At 69.6% G+C, this 20,339-nt stretch carries 17 protein-coding genes; 3 read left to right on the top strand and 14 right to left on the bottom strand.

What is annotated here, in order from left to right; genetic code table 11:
• Positions 1 to 229 precede the first annotated feature (229 nt).
• A complete protein-coding gene (locus tag F5X71_RS06915; protein ID WP_167461184.1) occupies positions 230 to 883 on the bottom strand; it encodes an SDR family NAD(P)-dependent oxidoreductase in 654 nt (217 codons plus the stop codon).
• 491 nt (positions 884 to 1,374) lie between these two features.
• On the opposite strand from F5X71_RS06915, the gene F5X71_RS06910 reads away from it, so the two are divergent.
• Entirely contained in the window at positions 1,375 to 2,988 is a 1,614-nt protein-coding gene (locus F5X71_RS06910) for an LCP family protein (protein ID WP_167466277.1), read from the top strand.
• Between the two features lies 1 nt (position 2,989).
• On the opposite strand, the gene F5X71_RS06905 is transcribed toward F5X71_RS06910, so the two are convergent.
• The gene (locus tag F5X71_RS06905) at positions 2,990 to 3,442 is read right to left on the bottom strand and encodes an SRPBCC family protein (RefSeq protein WP_167461183.1); all 453 of its coding nucleotides are present in this window, start codon (positions 3,440 to 3,442) and stop codon (positions 2,990 to 2,992) included.
• Between the two features lie 36 nt (positions 3,443 to 3,478).
• On the bottom strand, positions 3,479 to 5,128 hold the full coding sequence (locus tag F5X71_RS06900) for an FUSC family protein (protein ID WP_167461182.1): 1,650 nt from the start codon (positions 5,126 to 5,128) through the stop codon (positions 3,479 to 3,481).
• A 98-nt stretch (positions 5,129 to 5,226) separates the two neighbouring features.
• Between F5X71_RS06900 and F5X71_RS06895 the strand changes: the two genes are divergently transcribed.
• Positions 5,227 to 6,636, top strand: coding sequence for an amidase (locus F5X71_RS06895; RefSeq protein WP_167461181.1), 1,410 nt, complete (start codon positions 5,227 to 5,229; stop codon positions 6,634 to 6,636).
• Positions 6,637 to 6,645: 9 nt separating this feature from the next.
• On the opposite strand, the gene F5X71_RS06890 is transcribed toward F5X71_RS06895, so the two are convergent.
• From F5X71_RS06890 to F5X71_RS06870, 5 genes are all read right to left on the bottom strand, one after another.
• A complete protein-coding gene (locus tag F5X71_RS06890; RefSeq protein WP_167461180.1) occupies positions 6,646 to 7,659 on the bottom strand; it encodes a cation diffusion facilitator family transporter in 1,014 nt (337 codons plus the stop codon).
• Between the two features lie 125 nt (positions 7,660 to 7,784).
• The gene (locus F5X71_RS06885; RefSeq protein WP_167461179.1) at positions 7,785 to 8,816 is read right to left on the bottom strand and encodes an alpha/beta hydrolase; all 1,032 of its coding nucleotides are present in this window, start codon (positions 8,814 to 8,816) and stop codon (positions 7,785 to 7,787) included.
• Positions 8,817 to 9,036: 220 nt separating this feature from the next.
• Positions 9,037 to 10,236 (bottom strand): sugar ABC transporter permease, encoded by a 1,200-nt coding sequence (locus tag F5X71_RS06880; protein ID WP_238815756.1) that lies wholly within the window; start codon positions 10,234 to 10,236, stop codon positions 9,037 to 9,039.
• Positions 10,237 to 10,322: 86 nt separating this feature from the next.
• On the bottom strand, positions 10,323 to 11,060 hold the full coding sequence (locus F5X71_RS06875; protein ID WP_167461177.1) for an ATP-binding cassette domain-containing protein: 738 nt from the start codon (positions 11,058 to 11,060) through the stop codon (positions 10,323 to 10,325).
• On the bottom strand, positions 11,057 to 12,139 hold the full coding sequence (locus F5X71_RS06870) for an ABC transporter substrate-binding protein (RefSeq protein ID WP_167461176.1): 1,083 nt from the start codon (positions 12,137 to 12,139) through the stop codon (positions 11,057 to 11,059). The genes F5X71_RS06875 and F5X71_RS06870 overlap by 4 nt, the downstream gene beginning before the upstream one ends.
• Positions 12,140 to 12,298: 159 nt before the next feature.
• On the opposite strand from F5X71_RS06870, the gene F5X71_RS06865 reads away from it, so the two are divergent.
• Entirely contained in the window at positions 12,299 to 13,474 is a 1,176-nt protein-coding gene (locus F5X71_RS06865; protein ID WP_167461175.1) for an ROK family transcriptional regulator, read from the top strand.
• Positions 13,475 to 13,478: 4 nt separating this feature from the next.
• Here F5X71_RS06865 and F5X71_RS06860 read toward each other — a convergent pair whose 3' ends face one another.
• The 6 genes from F5X71_RS06860 to F5X71_RS36565 form a co-directional block, all read right to left on the bottom strand.
• On the bottom strand, positions 13,479 to 14,072 hold the full coding sequence (locus F5X71_RS06860) for a hypothetical protein (protein WP_167461174.1): 594 nt from the start codon (positions 14,070 to 14,072) through the stop codon (positions 13,479 to 13,481).
• Positions 14,062 to 14,346: a hypothetical protein gene (locus F5X71_RS06855; RefSeq protein ID WP_167461173.1), complete on the bottom strand. Its 285-nt coding sequence runs from the start codon at positions 14,344 to 14,346 to the stop codon at positions 14,062 to 14,064. Before F5X71_RS06855 ends, F5X71_RS06860 begins: the two co-directional genes overlap by 11 nt.
• Before the next feature lie 29 nt (positions 14,347 to 14,375).
• Positions 14,376 to 14,906, bottom strand: coding sequence for a hypothetical protein (locus F5X71_RS06850; protein WP_167461172.1), 531 nt, complete (start codon positions 14,904 to 14,906; stop codon positions 14,376 to 14,378).
• A gap of 45 nt (positions 14,907 to 14,951) precedes the next feature.
• Positions 14,952 to 19,238 carry an MFS transporter gene (locus tag F5X71_RS06845; protein WP_167461171.1) on the bottom strand — a complete coding sequence of 1,429 codons (4,287 nt, stop codon included), beginning with the start codon at positions 19,236 to 19,238 and terminating at the stop codon, positions 14,952 to 14,954.
• 235 nt (positions 19,239 to 19,473) lie between these two features.
• A complete protein-coding gene (locus F5X71_RS06840; protein ID WP_238815755.1) occupies positions 19,474 to 19,812 on the bottom strand; it encodes a hypothetical protein in 339 nt (112 codons plus the stop codon).
• Between the two features lie 318 nt (positions 19,813 to 20,130).
• Positions 20,131 to 20,268: a hypothetical protein gene (locus F5X71_RS36565; protein WP_167460066.1), complete on the bottom strand. Its 138-nt coding sequence runs from the start codon at positions 20,266 to 20,268 to the stop codon at positions 20,131 to 20,133.
• Positions 20,269 to 20,339 lie beyond the last annotated feature (71 nt).

The raw sequence follows: 20,339 nt of genomic DNA, 5'->3' as shown, positions 1-20,339 counted from the left end.
TCCCGCCGCGCACCGGTCCAGCTGCCGCACACCGAACCTCCCGCCGCGCATCGATCCAGCTGCCGCGCACCGACTCTTCCGCCACACACCGATTCAGCTGCCACACAACAACATTCCCCCCGCGCACCGTGGCCACCGTCACACACCGCACTCCGCCGCGCATGGGTCGTTCTACCGGGCACTGATCGGTCGACGAATTCGTGCGCGGGGCCGCTGAATGTCGCGCGGGTCAGCCGTCGTACGACGTGTGCGGTGTCCAATCGGTCAGCGGGCGCGTCGCTGCGGCGTGCAGGGCGGCGGCGACGCGGTCGCGGGTGAACGCGCCCTCGCCGAGGACGCCGTTGATCTGCACGGCGACGGCGCGAAAACCCTTGGGGGCCAAGGTGGTGTCCAGGCTGGTGACCAGGTTGCGGACGGCCGCCTTCTGCACACCGAGCGAGGCGGCCTGGTTCCACGGCTTGTCCGCCGCGGCGCTCCCGGTGACCAGCACCCGCGCGCCCGCGGCGAAGAACGGCAGCGCCGCCTGCACGGCGGGTAGCAGCGCGGCGGCACCGATGGTGAAGTCCTCGATCAACTCCGGCACGGTCAACTGGAGCGGGTCGGACTGCCGGAACATGCTCGGGTTGAAATGCAGCACGTCGATCCGCCCACGCCGCTCCCCCACGCCCGCGACCACCCGGGTCACGTCGGCAGGATCGGACAGGTCGACCCCGACCCCGTCCGCGTCGACACCTTCCGCACGCAGCTCCGCCACCAACGGCTGCGCCTCTTCGGCCAGCCGACAGGCCAACACCACCGCGTATCCATCACGAGCGAAGAGCCGAGCAACAGCCAATCCGACACCAGGACCGGCGCCGAGCACAAGAAGAACAGGAGCAGACATGGCCCCGAGCCTACGGCCGATCCGACGGTCCCGACGAGCCGCCGGTCGACGGGCTATACACCGATTTCGCCGCAACGCTACCCACGTGGGCGTGTAAAGTTGTGGTCGTCACTTCGGTGATGCTGGGCGGCGGGACGCCGAGTGGGTCGACGCCCCGCCTGGGGGTTACCTAGCCCGCACCCAGCGGACCAAGACGAGTGCTCCGGCGATTACGGCGGCTCCCATCAAGAAGAGGCCGTAATCGACCGGAGCCTCTCGCTTTTTCCGGCGATGTTTCGCCACACCCACCCCCTCCCTCCTCGGCACGATGCGGCCTGGACCAGCTGCCGCACCGTCCCTAGAGGTGGAGGTGGGATAAGCGACCACGATTGCCAAGGCGTTGCCGACGCAACATCCGTACTCTCGATGGGACAGTGCGTAGAACCAACGACGAGGATGATTCGGTGGAGCGAGTGCCGAAGAGGAAGCCGGGCACGGGACCTGCCGCAGCGATGGACGACGACACCGTCGAGTTCGCCAAGATCGGCGACGAGCCCGGTCGCCGGGCACGGCATCGGCGGGCGGCGACGCCGCGCCGAGCGGCACCGCGACGCGTCCCCGACTCCCGAGCGCGGACACCACGGCGCGCGACCCGGGTGGCCAAGACCGCGGTACGCGCCGTCGTGGCGCTCACCGCCCTCGCCGTGGTCTCCGGCACCGGATTCGCCTGGTCGGCAAAGCTCGAGTTCGACAACGGCTTCACCCGCACCGACGCCATCGGCGAGGACGCGCCGCACTCGCTCGGCGGCGATCTGAACATCCTGCTGATCGGCTTGGACACGCGAAAAGACCTGAACGGCAAGGACTTACCCAAAGAGATCCTCGACCAGTTACACGCGGGCGACGGTGAGGAGGGCGGCTACAACGCGAATTCGCTGATCCTGATGCACATTCCGGCGGATATGAAGAAGATCGTCGCGTTCTCCATCCCGCGCGACGACTACGTGCCCGTCACCGGCATCCCCGGCTACGACCGTATCAAGATCAAGGAAGCGTACGGACTGAAGAAGGCCGCCGCGCAGGACAAGCTCGTCGCGGCGGGCGAGAAGGACCCGATCACCCTGGAACGCAAGGGCCGCGAGGCAGGCCGCGCGTCCATCGTGTCCACGGTACGCAACCTGGTCGGTGTCCCGATCGACCGGTTCGCCGAGATTTCGCTCGCCGGGTTCTACGACTTGGCGACCGCCCTCGGCGGTGTCGACGTGTGCCTGAACAACGCGGTGGACGACAGCTACTATTCGGGCGCCAAGTTCCCGGCAGGCCCGCAGCATCTCGACGGTTCGGACGCGCTGGCGTTCGTGCGGCAACGGCACGGACTGGAAAACGGCGACCTCGACCGAACCCACCGGCAGCAGGCGTTTCTCACCTCGGTGGCCAAGTCGCTCAAGGACTCCGGAACGCTGACCAATCTGAGCAAGCTCTCCGCGCTGATGGACGTGGCCCATCGCGACGTGGTGCTCTCCGACGGCTGGAACCTGGTCGATTTCGCCGGCGACCTGGGCGCCGCCGGATCGATCGCGATCGAGTTCCGAACGTTGCCCGTGCTGCGCTACGAGACGATCAACGGTCAGGACGTGAACATCATCGACCCGGCGGCCATCAAGAAGGAGGTCAGGACCGCGTTCGGGGTGCAGCCACCGACCACCGCGGCGCAGCCGCCGACGAGCACGGTCGACATCCAGAACGCGGGCGCGATGTCCGGCGCGGCCGCCGGCCTGTCCGCCGCGCTGACCACCCGTGGCTATCGGGAGGGCACCGTCGGGAATCGGAGCACGGGGGGCGGCGCCGTCTCGACGTCGATCACCTACGGCGCGGGTGCCGAGGCGGACGCGACCCAACTCGGCGAAACGCTCGGCGGCGTGACCCCCACCGCGTCGACGAGCGTCGCGGCCGGGCACATCCTCGTGGTACTCGGCGGCGACTTCACCATGCCCGCCGAACTGACCGCCGACACAACGACTTCGACCACACCGACCACCACGACGACCACGCCGGCCGAGCCCGCGCCGGACGCGGGCAAGCCGGTCACGACGACGATCGGCAACAAGATCCCCTGCGTGAACTGACCTACTCGACGACGGCCTTGATCCGTTCCAGGGTCTGCCGCATCCCCTCGATGTTCGTCTTGCGCCTGGCCCGCCCGGCCAGCAGCCAGTACAGCCGGACCGGCGGGCTGGGGTGCAACTGGAACGACTCGGTGACGTCGGTTCCGCCCTCGACCGGTTCGAAGCGGTAGGTCCAGGTGTTGATCTCGATACCGCCGGGCCCGAGCACGGTGAACGCGAACTCGCGACCCGGCTCGCTGGCGATGATCCGGCACACGGTCCAGTACTTCAAACCCCAGCCGTTGCGGTTGACGTGGCCGCGGAATTTCACCCCGACCGCGGGGCCGGTGGCGCCGCCGAGCCACTCGGCGGCGAAGGTCTCCGGACTGAACCGTCCGGTGTTGGTGATATCGCTGACCAGTTCCCAGATGGCTTCGGCGGGCGCGGCCATCCGCACCGTCACACTGTCCTGCATGCCAGAACGCTAGCAGGCCTAATTGTTCTGCTAGCCCTACGTGCTCGCGTGCGGCAGCACCGCGTCGAAGGCCGCGTCCCAGGAGTCGGGCTCGTCCAGCAGCGCGCCGGGCGGCAGCGCCCAGCAGGCCGCGAGCAGGTCATAGCCGAGATGGGCGATGGCGGCGTGCACCGGCCAGTGCGCGGCGGTCCATTCCGGTTCCTCGGTGACCGAGTCCAGCCCGGTCCGTGCCACGCCGACCAGCTCGAACTGCAACTGCTGGACCAGAACCACCGCGTCGGCACCGGCCGGTTCGGTGCGCAGCAACTCGACCAGGGCATGGGCGGCGGCACGGACCCGCGTCTCGATCCACCAGAAGGTGCGCCGGTGCGCGCGCGGCGTGACGACGTGCGGTGCGAGCATCGCGACCGCCACGCCGAGCACGGTCTCCACGAACCGATCCCGGATCAGCGGCCCGACCGCCGCGTCCGGCGACGCACCGACGGCGAGCAACGCGATCGGGGTGATGAACACCGCCGCGATCGCGTAGTTGCGCGGGACGTACAACTCCATCGCGAAGATCAGCACAGCTACCAGCGCGGCCAGGGCATAGCCGGTCGGTGCGAGTTGGTGGATGCCTGCGAAGAACACCAGCCCGACGACCGTGCCCGCGAACCGGTGGATGCCACGCACCTTGCCTCGGACGCGGTCGGGGCCGATCTGCAACACCATCACGGCCGTGAACACCGCCCAGTGCGGGCGATCCTGGCCGAGCAACGCGCTGAGCCCACCGGCGACCAGGCAGGCGAGCCCGACCCGGTAGGCGCTGATCATCGCGTGCGAGTCGAACGACAGCGAGCGCCGCAGCCGGAATCCGACGCCGGGCCGGACGAACGAGATGAGCGGATCGACGACCACGTCGTCGGTGTCGTCGTAGGCCGGTCCGGCCAGGCGATTGCGGGCCGCGACCAAGGTGGCCAGCAGTGCCGAGTCCGGCATTCTGGTCGGCAGCCGCGCGTCGTAGACCGCGGCCCAAGCCTCCGCGATCGCGCCGCCCGCTTGATGGCGCAGGTCGATGGCCGGTCGGCCGGTGGCGCGCGCCGCCAAGTAGGCGTCGACGGCCTGATCGGCGGCCTCGACCGCGACCCGCTCGGGCTTGCGCAGATCGCGCAGCACCCCGGCCATCGAGACCAGGACCGACACCACCACGCCGAACGCCGTGCAAGCCAGCAACGCCGCGGGCGAAATCCCCGCCTCCGTGGCCATCATCGAGCCGCCGCACACGATCACGAACAGCAGCGCTCCGGGCGGGCCGAGCCGCAGCGCGTCGATCACGTAGACCGCGACCGTCGCGACCGCCGTCAGCAGCGCGACCGTGAGCAGCGCGGCCACCAGCGCACCGGAGAGCACCTCCCCGAGCAGCGCACCGACGGCGCACGACGCCAGCAGCGCGAGCCCGGCGGTGAGCACCACGCCGGCGCGCAGGCGGTAGGCCCTGCGCTCCCCGTACATGACGGCCAGCGCGCCGAACAATACGAACAGCGCGTAACTCGGGTACCCCAGCGCGACCACGACCGCGGCGGGGAGCAGGAACGCCAGCGCCGAGCGCAACGCCGGGCTCCAGCGCCGTCCCGCCGGTGGCACCGCGAACAGCAGTGAGCCGATGCGGACCTGCGGCGGCAACGGGTCGGAGACCGGTAAGACCATCTACTTCCTTCCGAACTAGTCGAGGACGCAACTGCCGTTCCACCGTATGCGCCGATCGTTGCGCGGCGGACAACCGGTCCGGCGGCTAGTTTCGAAATGTGACCGCTGACGCTCCGCCCATCCGCCTGCATGCCTTCACCGACGACGCGCTCGGTACCCACGACGCGGTCGCCCTGGCCGAACTGATCCGCCACGGTGACCGGAGCCCGGACGAGTTGGCCGCGGCCGCGGTGCGACGCGCGCGACGAGTCGAGGAACTCGCGGCCGTCGCGGTCGAGACCTACGCGCAGCCGCTGGCACCGCCCGAACCGCGCGGCCGCCTGCACGGCGTCCCCACGTTCATCAAGGACAACATCGATATCGCGGGCCTGCCGACCAACCACGGCAGCGCGGCATTTCGCGCCAGAACCGCCCGCAAGGATGGCGGCTACACCAGCCAATTCCGCAGCACCGGAATGACGGTGCTCGGCAAGAGCACACTGCCGGAGTTCGGCTTCAACGCGACCACCGAGCCGCCGTTCGCGCCGCCGACCCGAAACCCTTGGCACACCGGCCATTCGGTGGGCGGATCGTCCGGCGGCACGGCCGCGCTGGTCGCCGCTGGGGTCGTGCCGATCGCGCACGGCAACGACGGCGGCGGATCTATTCGTATCCCGGCGGCGTGCGCCGGGCTGGTCGGGCTGAAGCCGAGCCGGGGCCGCCACATCGATGCGCCGATGTCACGCATGCTGCCGATCCGGATCGTCAGCGAGGGGGTGCTGACCAGGACGGTGCGCGACACCGCGGCGTATACCGCTGCGGCGGAAGAATATTGGCGAAATCCGGCGCTGCCGCCGGTGGGCCTGGTCGAGGGGCCCGGGACGAAACCGCTGCGCGTCGCGCTCATCCTCGACGGCATCGGCGGACCCGTGCCTGCCGGCCCGATCCGCGACGCCGTCGAAAAGGTCGCCGCCACCTTGGAATCGCACGGGCACCGGGTCGAGCCGGTCGCGCTGCCGTTCGATGCCGCGCTGGAGAACGCGTTCGTGCACTACTGGGGCATGCTCGCCGCGGCGATCGCCTCGACGGGCAAGCTCGCCGACCGACGCTTCGACACCGGGAAACTCGACGATCTGACCATCGGCCTGCGCCGCCTGTACTTCCGGGACGCGTGGCGCACGCCCGCGACGTTGTATCGGCTACGCGCGGCCGCCGCCACCTATCGACGCGCCTTCGACTCCTACGACGCGGCGCTGCTGCCCACCCTCGGACACGAGCCACCCGAGCTCGGGTTCCTCAGTCCGACAGTGCCTTTCGACCTTTTGATCGAGCGGCTGCGCAGGTATGTCGCCTTCACCCCGATCAACAACATCACCGGCACGCCCGCGATCACCGTCCCCGGCGGCTACACCGCCGCCGGGCTCCCCGTCGGGGTGCAATTCGCGGGCACCATGGGCACCGAACGCACCCTGCTCGAACTCGCCTACCTCGTCGAGGCCGAGCAGCCGTTTCGGCGCCTGGGCACCTGACGCGACACCTCAGTGGTGGGTATGCGTCTCGCGGTGCACCGGACCATGCGCGTCGTCGCAGTGTTCGGCCAGCACCGGGAGCAGCCGGTCGGCATCGGATGTCGTTGCGGCGGAAACCATCTGGGAGTGATCGACCTGCAGGGTGGTGTGGGTGATGTCGTAGTCCTGGTCGAGTAGCCGCTCGATCTGCTGGCGCAGGCCGTGGCAGTCCGCACCGGCCTGCACCAGCACGTGCGCGGACAGCGCCACATTGCCCGAGGTGATCTGCCAGACGTGCAGATCGTGCACCTCGTCGATACCGGGCATCTCGACCAGCCTGCGCCCGAGTGCGTCGGGGTCGAGCCCGGCGGGGGCGGCCTCCAGGAAGATGCGCCCGGATTCGCGGACGAGGCTCAGCCCCGCCTTCACCATGAGGGCGACCACGACCAGGGTGGCGATCGCGTCGGCGCGGGCGAAGCCGGTGAGCAGCACGACCAGCCCGGCCACCGCGGTGGCGATGAAGCCGTACAGGTCGTTGAGCACGTGCTGGAACGCGCCCTCCACGTTGAGGCTGGAGCGGTTGGCCTTGCTGATCGCCCAGGTGGCGGCGACATTGACCGCGATGCCGAACAGCGCGGTGATCACGACCAGGCCGCCGGTCACCTCCGGCGGTTCGAGCAGGCGCCGGATCGCCTCGTAGGTCAGCCAGCCCGCCAGCACGAGCAGCGTGATGCCGTTGGCCTGCGCGGACAGGATCTCCGCCCGTTTGAAGCCGTAGGTGTATTTGCCGCGGGCCGGCCTGGCGGCCAGCCGAATCGCGGTCAGCGCCAGTACGATCGAGGCCGCGTCGGTCAGCATGTGCGCCGCGTCGGAGAGCAGGGCCAGCGAGTTCGCCAGCAAGCCGATGACGACCTCGATGATCATGAAGCCGCCGATCAGCGCCAGCGCGACCGTCAGCCAGCGACGATCGGCATCACCGGACACCCCGTGCGAATGCGCGTGGCCACTCCCGTGGCTGTGCCCGTGCTCGTGTTCGTGTCCCATCAGCCGCCTGCCTCACCGCGATGTATGCGCATATCTGCATCTGTCGTACCCACCTTAGCCGACCCTATGCCGACCGCAACCTGCTACCTCGGATGACCTGGGTCACATGTTGCGGTCGGCCTTCATCAGCTGAAGAGACCGCGGGCCAGCACCGGCCACGACGCGACGAACGCGTCCTGCCAGTAGCCCCACGAGTGGGTGCCGGTGAGGGTGAAATCGAAGGTCGCGGGGATACCGAGCGCGTTGAGCCGGTTCTGCAGGTTCTGCGAGCACATCCGGATGCCCGCCTCGATCGCGCCGCCGACCACCAGCTGGTCGGCCCACTGCGCGACACCGGGCTTGATCTGGAACGGTCCATCGAGCGTGTCGTGCGGGCCGGGCAGCCCGCTACCGCTGGAGACGAAAAGATTGATCCCGCGCAGCTTTTCCGCGTGCACCAGCGGATCGTTGGCCGCCCACAGCGGGTCGCCGGGCGGGCCCCACATGTTGCCGATGGTCCCGCCGCCGCGTTCCACCGTCATCTGCACGAAGGACTGACCGATCGGATCGCTGGTCTGCGCGCACCCACTGTAAGAGGCGACGCTGCGGTAGAGGTCCGGGTTCGCCTCGGCCAGCGCGAGCACCGAGGTGCCCGCCATCGACAGACCCGCGATCGCGTTCACCTTGTTGGTGCCCAGGGCCGCGTCGATCAGGGGAGGCAGTTCCTCGGTGAGGTAGGTCCGCCATTTGTTCGGGCCGAGGACCGGGTCGTCGTTGATCCAGTCGGTGTAATAACTGAACTGCCCGCCCACCGGCTGGACCACGTTGACGTCCTTGTCGGACAGGAAATCGAGCACGTTGGTGCGCAGCTGCCAGCTGGCATCGTCGACGCCGCCGCCCGCGCCGTTGAGCAGGTACAGCGTCGGCCGCGGCTGCGCGGTGTCGGCGGGACGCTGGATGTCGACCGGGAAGGTCGCGCCCTGCATCGCGGTGGACCGCACCCAGATCCGGACGTTGCGTCCGTCAGGTTCCTCCACCCGCGCGATCACCGACCCGTCGGGCGCGGCGGGTGTGGACACCCAGTCACCGGGTTCCCGCGCCTGCGCCGGTGCGCCTGCCACGACACCGAGACCGAGACACAGCGATGCCGCCAGTACTACCGCCCGAGCTCGAACCATCCAGGTCGATCTGCGATCCACGAACACACTCCCAAAACCCCGACCCACGCCGCTTCGAACTCATGCACAACTCCCCCAGCGTGTCGGTCGGGTGTCGGGCGGTGTTACCCGATCGCGTTGTTCGATCGGACACACATATCAGGGCGGGAACCGCCTGAACGCGAGCCGACCCCCGCCGCGTTCAGGCGCCCCTCCGGCGGGCGACCCAGTTCGCCCGTGTTCAGCGCGCTCCCTCGGCGCCGCGGCGCGCCACCGAATCGATGGCGACGGAGACCGCGAGCACGGCGCCGGTGACCATGAAGCGCACCGAGGAGTCGACGTTGAGCAGCAGCATGCCGTTGGTGATGGATTGGATGACGAGAATGCCGAGCAGCGCGGCATAGGCGCGGCCACGGCCACCGAACAGGCTGGTGCCGCCGATCACCGCGGCCGCGATGGCGTTGAGCAGGATGTCGCTGCCGCCGGAGCTCTGGTTGACCGCGACCAGCCGGGAGGCGGCCAGGATGCCGCCGAGGGTGGCCAGCACCGAACACCCGATGAAGGCCGAGATCCGGATCCAGGTGACGTTGATGCCGGCGCGCCGCGCCGCCTCCGCGTTGCCACCGACGGCGTACATCCGCCGTCCGAAGACCGTTCTGCGCAGGATCAAATCGACGCCGAGCACCAGCCCGCCGAAGATCACCAGGGTCAGTGGCACGCCGCGATCGGAATTCAGCACCAGCACCGTGCCCCCGAGCAGGACCGCCAGCGCGCCCGAGCGCAGCACGATCCACACCGGCGCCGCCGCGTCGAGTTCGGCGTGCACGCGCTGCTGCCGGGTGACCAGACTCGCCACCAGGTGGCCGCCCGCGAGCAGCGCGACGAGAATCCAGCCGAGCAAGGGCGAGAGCCAGGTATCGCTGATGGTGGCGATGCCGCGATCGAACGGCAGGTTGACCGTGCCGTCCTTGCCGAGCAGGTACAGCATCAGCCCCTGCCAGCCGATCAGCCCGGCCAGCGTCACGACGAACGACGGCATGCTCAACATCGTGCGCATCAGACCGTGCAGCAGGCCGATGGCCGCGCCGACCGCCACCGCGGCGAGCACCGAGAAGATCGGATTCCAGCCGTGGTGCACATACAGCAGCGTCATCACCACGGCGGTCAGGCCGCTGACCGAGCCCGCGGACAGGTCGATCTCGCCGAGCAGCAGCACGAGCACGATGCCGAGCGCGATGGTTCCGGTCGCCGCCATCTGCAACGCGAGGTTGGTGAGATTCTCCGCGGCGAGAAAATGCGCGTTGAGCCGATAGAACACCGTGGCGATGATGACCAGCCCGATCGCCACCGGCACCGAGCCGACCTCACCGCGGCGCAGCCGGTCCAGTGCCGCACCGGCCAGCCCACGTCCCTGATCTCCCTGTAACACAGGTCTTTTCATAACAGCTTCACTCATGACCTACCTCGCCTCGCTCGGCTCGATCATGTGCGATACACGCTGTGACATGGTTCGCTCACTGCGTTCTTTCATGCGGCCGCTCCCGTAATCGCTGCCACGATATCTTCTTGAGTCGCTTTCGCGGTCTCGAACTCACCAGCATTGCGGCCCAGCCGGAGCACCACCACGCGGTCGCTGACCGACCGCACGTCCACCAGATTGTGAGAGATCAACAGCACCGCGAGCCCGCGCTCACGCAGCCTGCCGATCAGCGCGAGCACCTGCGCGGTCTGCTCGACGCCGAGCGCCGCGGTCGGCTCGTCGAGAATCACCATGCGCGGGCGCCCGAGCAGTGCCCGTGCGATGGCGACCGATTGGCGCTGGCCGCCGGACAACGCGGAGACCGGCGCGCGCACGTCCTTGATCCGGACGTCCAGCGACGCGAGCAGATCGCGTGCGGTGCGCTCCATTTCGATCTCGTCGAGCACCGTGCAGATCCGTGCCTCCGCGCCGAGATGCAGGTTGGCGACGACATCGAGGTTGTCGCACAGCGCGAGATCCTGGAACACCGTCGTGATGCCCAGCGCCTGCGCGTCCTGCGGGCGCGCGATCCGCACCGGCGCACCGGCGAAGACGATTTCGCCCTCGTCGGCGACCGTCACTCCCGAAATCGCTTTCACCAGCGTCGATTTGCCTGCGCCGTTGTCACCGACCAGGGCGACCACCTCACCGGCGCGCACCTCGAGATCCGCGCCTGCCAGCGCCTGCACCGCGCCGTAGCGTTTGGTCAGGCCGCGGGCCGAGAGAACCGTTGCGGGAGCTGTCATTTGATACCCGCGGCCTCGCATGCCGCCGCCACGTCGGGCGTGCAGATATCGGCGACGGAGTACAGCCCGTCCTTGACGATGGTGTCCTTGATGTTGTCCTTGCCCACCGCGATCGCGTCGAGCAGGAACGACGGGATGTCGGTCGCGCCGTTGTTCGTTTTCGCCGGGGCCGCCGGCTTTTCCCCCTTGGTCAAGGCGACGGCCAACTCGGCGGCCTGCTCGGCCTGCGCCCGGTAGTCCAGGTAGATGGTCATCGTCTGCTCACCGGTCAGGATGCGTTGCACGCCTGCCAGTTCCGCGTCCTGCCCGGTCAGCGGCGGCAAGGTGGCGTATCCGGCACGCTTCAACGCCGCGATCGCACCGCCCGCCATGCCGTCGTTGGCCGAATAGACGCCGATGATCGCGTCCTTGCCGAGGGCGGTGATGGCCTGTTCCATCTGCTGCTGCGCTTTGTCCGGCGACCAGTCGGGGGTGTCGAACTCGCGCCCCACCTTCACCTTTCCGTCCAGTGCCGCGTGCGCGCCCTTCTTGTAGTCGCCCGCACTGGGGTCGGTCGGCGAACCGTTGATCACCACGACCTGCCCCTTGTCGGTGGTGCCGCGCTTGTTCAATTCGGCGAGCAACGCGTCGCCCTGGACCTTGCCGACCTTCACGTTGTCGAAGGACACGTAGTAGTCGTAGGCGATGCCGGAGATCAGCCGGTCGTAGGCGATCACCGGGATCTTCTTCTGCTGCGCCTTGTTCACCTGTGGCGCAACGGCATCGGCGTTCACCGCGTCGAACACGATGACGTCGGCGCCCTGGGTGAGCGCGGATTCGAACTGGCCCTGCTGCTTTGCCGCGTCCTGATCGGCATTGAAGTAGAGCACCTTGCAGTTGCCGCAGAGCTGGCCGACCTTCGCCTCGAACAGGGGGCGATCGAAGGCCTCGTAGCGGGTGGTCTTGGATTCGGGCAGCAGCAGTGCGATCGTCGGGGTGTCACCACCCGAGTTCGCGTCTTTGGCGCTGTCGCCGGAGCTACAGCCTGCCGCCAGGACGAGTGCGGCCGCCGCCGCGGTGAAGAGCTGAATTCGACGCATGAGGTCACCGTGCCGAGTGGAGAGCGAAAGCGCCCGGTTGAGCGTTGGTAAGAAAGGTAGTTTACTAACTATCGGGTGTCCAGTGGTGCGAGCAGGAGGATTCATGATCGAGCGAATCACGTTGCGGCATGCCTGGACATGACCGAATCGAGCGCCGGCATGAGTAAGGTCGGCAATCCCCAGCTGCTCCGGACGATGAACGAGCGACTGCTGCTCGACTACCTGCGGGTCAATGGGCCCGCCTCGCGCGGCGAGCTGGCCAAGGCCAGCGGATTGTCCAAACCCACTGTCTCGGCGGCACTTTCCGGCCTGGAGCAGTCGGGCCTGGTGCAGTCGGCCGGCTCGCTGAGCGGCAGGCCGGGCCCGGCGACCGCGCTGTACGACGTGAACGTGCGCGCGGGGGTGGTGGCCGGGGTCGACATCGGCCGGAACTGGCTTCGGCTCGCCATCGCCGATCTGCGCGGCGACTTCATCGCGCGCCGCGACGTGCGCAATTCCGCGCGTTCGGCCGCCGACCTGGTGCGCCGGGTGCGCGCGCTGGCCGACGAGGTCGCGGCCGAGGCCGGGATCGACTGGGCCGCAGTGCACTACGCGGTCATCGGCAGCCCGGGCGTGCTGAATCCGAGCACCGGTCGCCTCGACTACGCGCAGAACCTGCCCGGGTGGGGCCGCGCCGGGCTGGTCGGACAGCTCCGCGCCGCCCTCGAGGTCGAAGCCAGCATCGAGAACGACATCAACCTCGCCGCCGTCGGCGAGCTCACCCTCGGCGCCGGGGCCGGGGTACGCAACTTCGTGCTCATCTCGATCGGCACCGGCGTCGGCATGGGCATCGTGATCAACGGCGAGCTCTACGTCGGCAACACCGGTGCGGCCGGCGAGGTCTCGTTCCTGCCCGCGACCGAGGTCGACGCTCCCCCGCTCGACGCGCGCGAGCGCGGCATGACCGAAACCGTCGCCGCGGCAGGCGCTGTCGCGCGCGCGGCCGAACAGGCCGGGCTACCGGGCACTTCCGCGAAAGAGATCTTCGCCGCCGCGGCGGGCGGGGATGCCCGCGCGATCGCGGTCGTCGAATCCGAGGGTCGCCGCATCGGCGCGCTGATCACCGCGGTGGCCGCGATCCTCGATCCCGAACTCGTAGTGCTCAGCGGCGGCATCGGCAACAATCTCGCATTGCTCGGCGACGCGATGACCCGCCGGATGGCCGAACTCGGCCCGCTGCGCCCCCGGATCGTCGCGAGCACGCTCGGCGACGACGGCGTGCTCACCGGCGCCGTCTCTCGGGCGCTCGCCGTCGCCCGCGACCGGCTCTTCGAAAGGCGTTCCGCGGGCGCGTGATCCGCTAGCGACGACTGGCGACCGGACCGTAGGTCGGGCGCTGCTGATCGGGAAAGACGGTGGGGCAGGCGCGGCGCATGCGATCCATCGCGGTGTTGAGCGAGGTCAGTGCGGTGGTCACGGCGTCGGCGGCCGACTGGGCCGGTTGATCGGCGGCGAGCGCGGCGGCGAAGTCGGACAGCGCGGCGTGCAGCCGGTCGCCCGAGGTGGCGACCTCGCGGTAGGTGCTCCCGATCAAGGGCGAGCCCATGCGATCGACCGCGGGATGCATCGTCGAGGCCACCTGTCCCGACAGGCTGATGCCCTGGGCGACACGGGCTTTCACGTCGGCGAGATCGCCGCGCTCTGCCGCGGGCCCGAGACCGTTGAGCTGCTCGGACAACCCGCGGAAGGTATCGCGCAAACCCGCGACGGCCTGACCGCCCGCCGCGCAGTCCGCGGTGCTCGGATCGGTGGTCTCGTGACCCGCGGTGCTCGATCCGCCACTGGCACAACCACCCAGCAGCACCGCGCCGGCCAGGAAGGCGACGGCGACGGCCGTCGCGCCGACGAAGGTCGTCCCTCGGCGCGACGGCCGCTCTCGCCGGTTACCCGACATGAGTCAGCACCGTCAGAATCGCGTTCTGCACGGCAGGCACGAAGGCGAGCGTCGTGACCAACGCCATGCCGAAGCCGGTCTGCACGTGCCGGTGCCGATTCCACCACCCGATCGGGGCGGTCCGGGACCGGGTGTTCCATTCGACACCAGCGTCCGCGGTGGCCTCGTTCTGTTCGTAGTAGCCGAACGTGACAGGCGCCGATCGCACATCGAGCAGACCGCCGAGCGCATCGGTGGCGAGCCCACCCGAGCCGATGTTTCGCGAATCGAACATGGTGCCGGCCTTCCGCTAGTCGTTGCTGCTCACACGTCGATGCTGGTGCTCCACGGACGCATCAGCTCGTCGTAGACGTCCTGGGTGAAATCGCCCTGCCCGACGAGGTCGCTCAGCACCGCGGCGGTCACCGCCTGGCCGACCACGGTGACCACACCGATCGAACCGAACGATTCGAGCAACCCGCTCAGGTCGCCCGGGCCCGCCGCCGAATTGGGCGCGACGGCCTGGCCCGCGATCATCCCGGCGACCTGCACGTTGCGCGAGCGGCCGAACGCCTTCGCCGTGGCGGTGGCGATGTTGATCGGCAGACCGGGCGCCGTGGCGTTGGCGCCCTGGCCGAGGCCGGCCAGCAGACCGGCGAGGCCGCCTTCGAGGCCGAGCCCGGTGCCGTTGGACAGCGACGAAACCTTGTCCTGCACCATCTGTTTGGCTGCGGTGTTCAGCTTCTCGCGTTCGGCCGCGGTCAGCTGGCCGGAGCGCTCGATGATCCGGACGGCATCCTGCCAGCGCGGGCCGTAGAGGTATTCCAGGTGCAGGGTTTCCGTTGTGTGCGTCATGTCTGATCTCCTTGCGCTAGATGCATTGGGACAAAGCAGGATTCGTCACAGCGAAACGCTGACGAGGCGCGGCGCGCTTTCTCGCGACACCGCTTCGGCAGCCCCCTTTCCGGAGTAGGGCAGATCGGCATGGGCGATCGGAGCGGCCGCGGGTCGCGCGGCGGCCTGCGGTTGGCTCGGCAGCGGGGCCAGCAGCTTTTGCAGTGCGGCGGCCAGCTGTTCCAGCGACGGGTCGTCGGGGATGTCGTCGAGGAACTGGCTGCCCGCCGCCGCCGCGCCGCCACCGGAGGCGCCGAGCGGCCCGTTGCGGTCCAGCGCGGCCCGGATACCTGAGATGATGCCGACCCGCGCACCGGGCGTGAGCAGCACCGCCAGCGCGAGCACCAGCGCCACCGCGGTGGCCGCGCCGAGCGCTGCCAGCGGGGTGCCGACCAACGCGGCGAGCGCGACCAGCGGGGCGACGACGAGCGCGGCCACACCGACGGCGGCCGCCGGGGCCAGCAACGCGGCGACCGCGGCCGCGAGCGCCGCACCGAACAGCAGCTTCGGAATCTCGATCAGCGCGAACAAACCGAGCCCGGCCAGCGGGATACCGACCAGCGCGGCCAACGCACCACCGGCGAGCAGCACCGGAAGCGCGAGCAGCGCGAGCGCACCCACCGCGGCGAGCGGAACACCGACCAGCGCGACAAGTCCGCCGATCAGCAGCGCAGGAAGGCCGAACACCGCAAGGGCGGTGAGCGCCAACGGGATACCGACCACGACGGCCAGGGCCAGCAGCGCACCACCGACCACCAGGACCGGGATGGCGAGCGCGCCGAGCACCGCCAACGGGATACCGACGAGGGCGGCCAGCCCGGCCAGCGCACCACCGATCAGCACCGCGGGCAGTGCCAGCAGGGCCAGGGCGCCGACGATCGCCAGCGGCACGCCGATCGCGGCGGCGACCGCGCCGCCGATCAGCAGCACCGGCAGCGCGAGCAGCGCGAGAGCGCCGACGGCCGCGAGTGCCAGCACCGCGAGGACCGCAAGCAGCGCCACCGGAGCACCGAGGGCGAGAACACCGAGCACCGCGACCGCGAGGGCGATCGCACCCGCCGCGGCACCGGCCACGAAGGTCGCACCGAGCGCCGCCAGAGCGGCAAGTGCGAGCAACGGCAATCCCACCAGGGCGAGCAGCGCCAGCGCCGGAAGCGCGAGCACCGCGATCACCGGAACCGCGACGGCGGCAAGCACGCCGAGCGCGGCCAAGCCGAGCACCGGCACCGCGACGACGGCGGCAACGGCCAGCACCGGCAGCGCGACGAGTGCGAGCGCACCGAGCGCGGCCAAACCGAGCACCGGCAGCGCGAGCACCGCCAGCACCGGCAGCGCGAGCAGGGCAAGCGCACCGAGACCCGCCAGGGCGACCAGTGGCGCGAGCACCGCGGCGACGACGCCGAGGGTGGCGAAGTCGAGCACCAGGCTGATGGCTACCAGGGTGACCGCGAGCGCGGTGGTGATGGCCACCAGTCCCGCCCCGATCGCCAACGCCAGCACCGGCAATCCGATGAGTCCGAACAGGCCGGCGCCGATGCCGAGGGCAGCGATCGCGAGGCCGGCCACCAGGATCGGCGACCAGACCGCGAGCAGCGCCAGCGCGATGATCGGCGACAACGCCGTGGAGACCACCACCGCGAACGGCCCGAAGACCAGGAACGGCAGCGTGAGCACCGCGGCGAGGGCGAACCCGGCCAGTGCGACGGCACCCGTCGCCACCACCGCGACGACCGCGAGCGCGGCGGCGATCAGGTTGCCCGCCAACAGGATCGCGCCCAGGCCGACACCGCCGACCAGCAGCGTCGCGAACGCGAGCACCGTCATCACCACGAAGGCCGCGGCCGCGAGCGGCACCGAGACCAGCAACAGCGGCGGGAACAGCGCCGAGACGGCGAGGAACGTGCCGAGCGCGAGCACGCCGAAGAACATCCAGGCGGCGACCAGCCCGAGCCCGAGCGCCGCGACGAACCCGCCGAGCAGCGTGCTGACCACGGCGACGGTGCCGATGGTCGCGAGCGTGCCGAGCAGGACACCGCCGAACAGCAACGGCAGGGCGATCAGCGCCAGCGGCGGATTGATCACGATCAGCGCCAACGCCCCGAGCGCGAGCATCACGAACGACAGCGCCGACACCACGAGTCCGCCCGCGAAGACCGTCGCCACCACGGCGAGCGCGAAGGCGAGCAGCCCGAGCACGATCACGCCGCCGCCGAGCCAGGTGGCCACCACGAAGGCCGCGGCGACCACGCCGATGCCCGCACCGGTGATGATCGCGAATGCCAGCGCGCCGAGCAGGATGAACGGGATCGCGTACGGCATGGTGACCATGAAGACCAGGGTCGCGAGCAGGGTGAACCCGGCCAGACCCGCGATCGCGAGCAGGGCCGTCGCACTGGCGGCGAACGTCGCGAACGCGAGCAGGCCGAACCCGCCGAACAGCATCGTCAGCCCGATGGCCGCCGGAATCGCGACCAGACCGATGAACAGCAGCGGCGCCAGCAGCGGGCCGAGGATCGGCACGGCGATCACCAGCGCGATCGTGGCGAGCAATCCGCCGACCACCGCGAGCGCCACACCGACGGCGCCGAGCGCGGCGAAAGCGATTGCCGCCGCGGAGAGCCCGGCCCACACCAGCGCGGCGGCCACGAGTTGCAGTGCGGTAGCCACCACGGCGAGGGCGAGCAGCACGATCACCGCCGCGCCACCGGCGACCGAGAGCACCAGCAGCCCGGCCAGGGCGACCACCGCCAGGATCGCGCCACCGGCCAGTCCGACCGCGCCGAACAGTACAACGGCCACGACCGCGAGCACGGCCAGGATCGGCAGCGCGATGAGCCCGAACGGGGTGAGCAGGGAGGCCAGCCCGACGCCGACGAACAGTGCGGCGGTGAGCAATCCGGCGACACCGAGTACGCCGAAGAACGCGGCGGCGGTACCGATCAGACTCACCACAAGGAACGCGAGCGCGACCGTGAACAGCACCGGCGCCACGATCAGGCCGAGGAACGGCACGAAGATCGAGGCGAGCAGCGCCGCGGCGGTCAGCACCACGAAGCCGACGATGGTGAACACCAGTCCTGCGGCCAAAGCGAGTACGGCCAGCGCGATTCCGACGACGGTGGCGACCGCGATCGCGGCGATGCCGCCCACCAGGATGATCGGCGCGAGCACGGTGAACGCGGCGATGGCCACCGGAATCGCGATGAGCAGCACCGGAATCGCGATCACCGCGAGCACGATCAGCACCGGGATCGCCAGTACCGCGAGCACGATGCCGCCGACGATCAGCGCCCCGATCACCAAGGGCGCGAGCAGAATCGCGCCGAGTACCACCGCGCCCAGGGTGAGCACGGCGGCCAGGCCGAGGCCGCCGACGATGGCCAGCGGCACGATGCCGAGCAGCGCGATCGCGGGCAGCGCGAGCAGCCCGAGCGCGGCCGGATGCCTGGCGTCGGAGACCATGCCGCGCACCGCGTCGCGCAGCTGGGTGAAGACCACGCCGATCGCTGCCGCCGGATTCGACGCCATGGCCAGCAGCGGCACGATGAACGCGAGCGCCGGTGTCATGGCGCCCAATTGCGGCGCCAACAGGCCGAGCATGGGCGCCGCGACGGCGAGCAGCCCGGGCGGCAGCTGCGGTGTGGCCGGATTCTGTTGTCCGGCAGTGGTTCCGGTCAGCAGGTCACGCAGCCCCTGAATCGGGTCCGGCCCGTCCTTGGGGAAGCCGAACAGGGTCTTGGCCTGGCTGATCAGATCGTCGATGGCAGGCGTCGCGGAACTGCGTCGGGTGCCGGCCATCTGAGTGGCCTGTTCGACGAAGGCGAGCAGGTCGTCGACCGGTCCGCGCATCGGACCGCTGGGGAAGGTCTGATCGGCCCATGCCGCGAGTCGTTCCAGCGGCATGCCACCACCGGCGATCTGGGCGGCGGTCGCGGCGAGATCGGCGACCGGCGCCGCCACCGTGCCCGGTGCGCCCTCGGCGCCCGCCGGTGCGACCGCGGGCACGATGCCGGGTCCGAAGTTGAGCGGCTGCGGTGCGCCGCCGCCCCGGAAGGCATCGATGGCCGCGTTGATGTCGCCCGCCGCCGGGGTGTAGCCACCGACCGTGCCCGCGACGCCGATCGCGTCGTCCAGCGCGGCCTGCTGCCCGGGATCGAGCATCTGGCTTGCCATTTCACCGCCGACAGCGGGCAGCGTGCCCTGGAGGTTGCCGGGATCGATGCCTGAGGGCAGTCCTGGGATGCCGAAGTCGTCGGCGGCGGCCTGGCCGGTGCCGATCATGACGGTCGCCATGGAGGCGAAGGTGGCGGCGGCATACATTCCGCGCCGGGAGCGCTGGACGACCTTACGGTGCCGTCCGGATGCCTTGGTCTCTCGTGAACGTTCCTTCGTGACTACGCGCATCAGCTTGGAGCCTCTCGTGAACGCGCCCTGTCTGGAGGGCGTGCCTGGTCGGACGCGTCCTGACCCTGATCGAGCGGTATACGGGCATTACGACGCGAAAAAGGTTGCGGGCCAGCCCGCTTGGTCAGATCGGACCGTTTTCGTACGGGGCGCATACCGCCGTCGACGAGCCGCCCGCGTTGCCGATGGGCAGGCCGATGTGGGTGTGCGGCATACCGAGCAGGTCGCGACAGCGGATGTATGCGTGTTCGCCCTGCCCCGCGCCGGGCTCGCATCGCAGTGTCAGTTGGTTGGCTACCGAGGTATCCGTACTGCACCCGGCCGGCTCCGCGACCGCTGTTCCCGATCCGCCCACCCACCCGGCGGCCACCGTGAACAGCATCAGCAGCACGGCGACGAGCGCGGGCGAGGACAAGCCAACTACCCTTTGCTGAAGATTTGCTAGCTGCGTCATGCGGTCCATGGTTCGCCCTCGGCAGAATCCCAGTCAACATAACGCAGATCACGTTCTGACATTTCTCCCGCTCGGGGCACACTTATTTGTCGCAATTGCGCGCGGCACGTAAAAATTCCGCAAACGCGCCTGTACCCAAGGTCAATATCGGACTACGATTCGAGTCCCCGATTCGGCGATTTATTCACCCCGGAATTTCGGTAAATACCCGCGATCACCAGGACAATCGACCGTTTCGGGAATATTGCCCGATTATTCGGACAGGTTCGCCGAAACCTCCGCAGCCGCACGTTCGCCGGAGCGGACGGCGCCCTCGATATAACCCGATCATTCCGCGGCCGTTTCGCTGCCCGCCCAGTGGATCGCGCCGACCCGATGCCGCAGGCCCGACTCGACCGTGGTCAGCACACCGGGCGGGAAAAAGGCGCCGTAGCCACCGCGGACGAACGGATCGTCGGCCCACACCTTCTCGTGCCAGCCGATCGGATCACGGGCCAGATGGCCGAACGCGCGTACCAGGGAGCGCCGACACTCAT

The organism is Nocardia brasiliensis, from assembly GCF_011801125.1.
GTDB classification, from domain to species: domain Bacteria; phylum Actinomycetota; class Actinomycetes; order Mycobacteriales; family Mycobacteriaceae; genus Nocardia; species Nocardia brasiliensis_C.
This window is presented reverse-complemented; position numbering and strand designations above follow the sequence as displayed.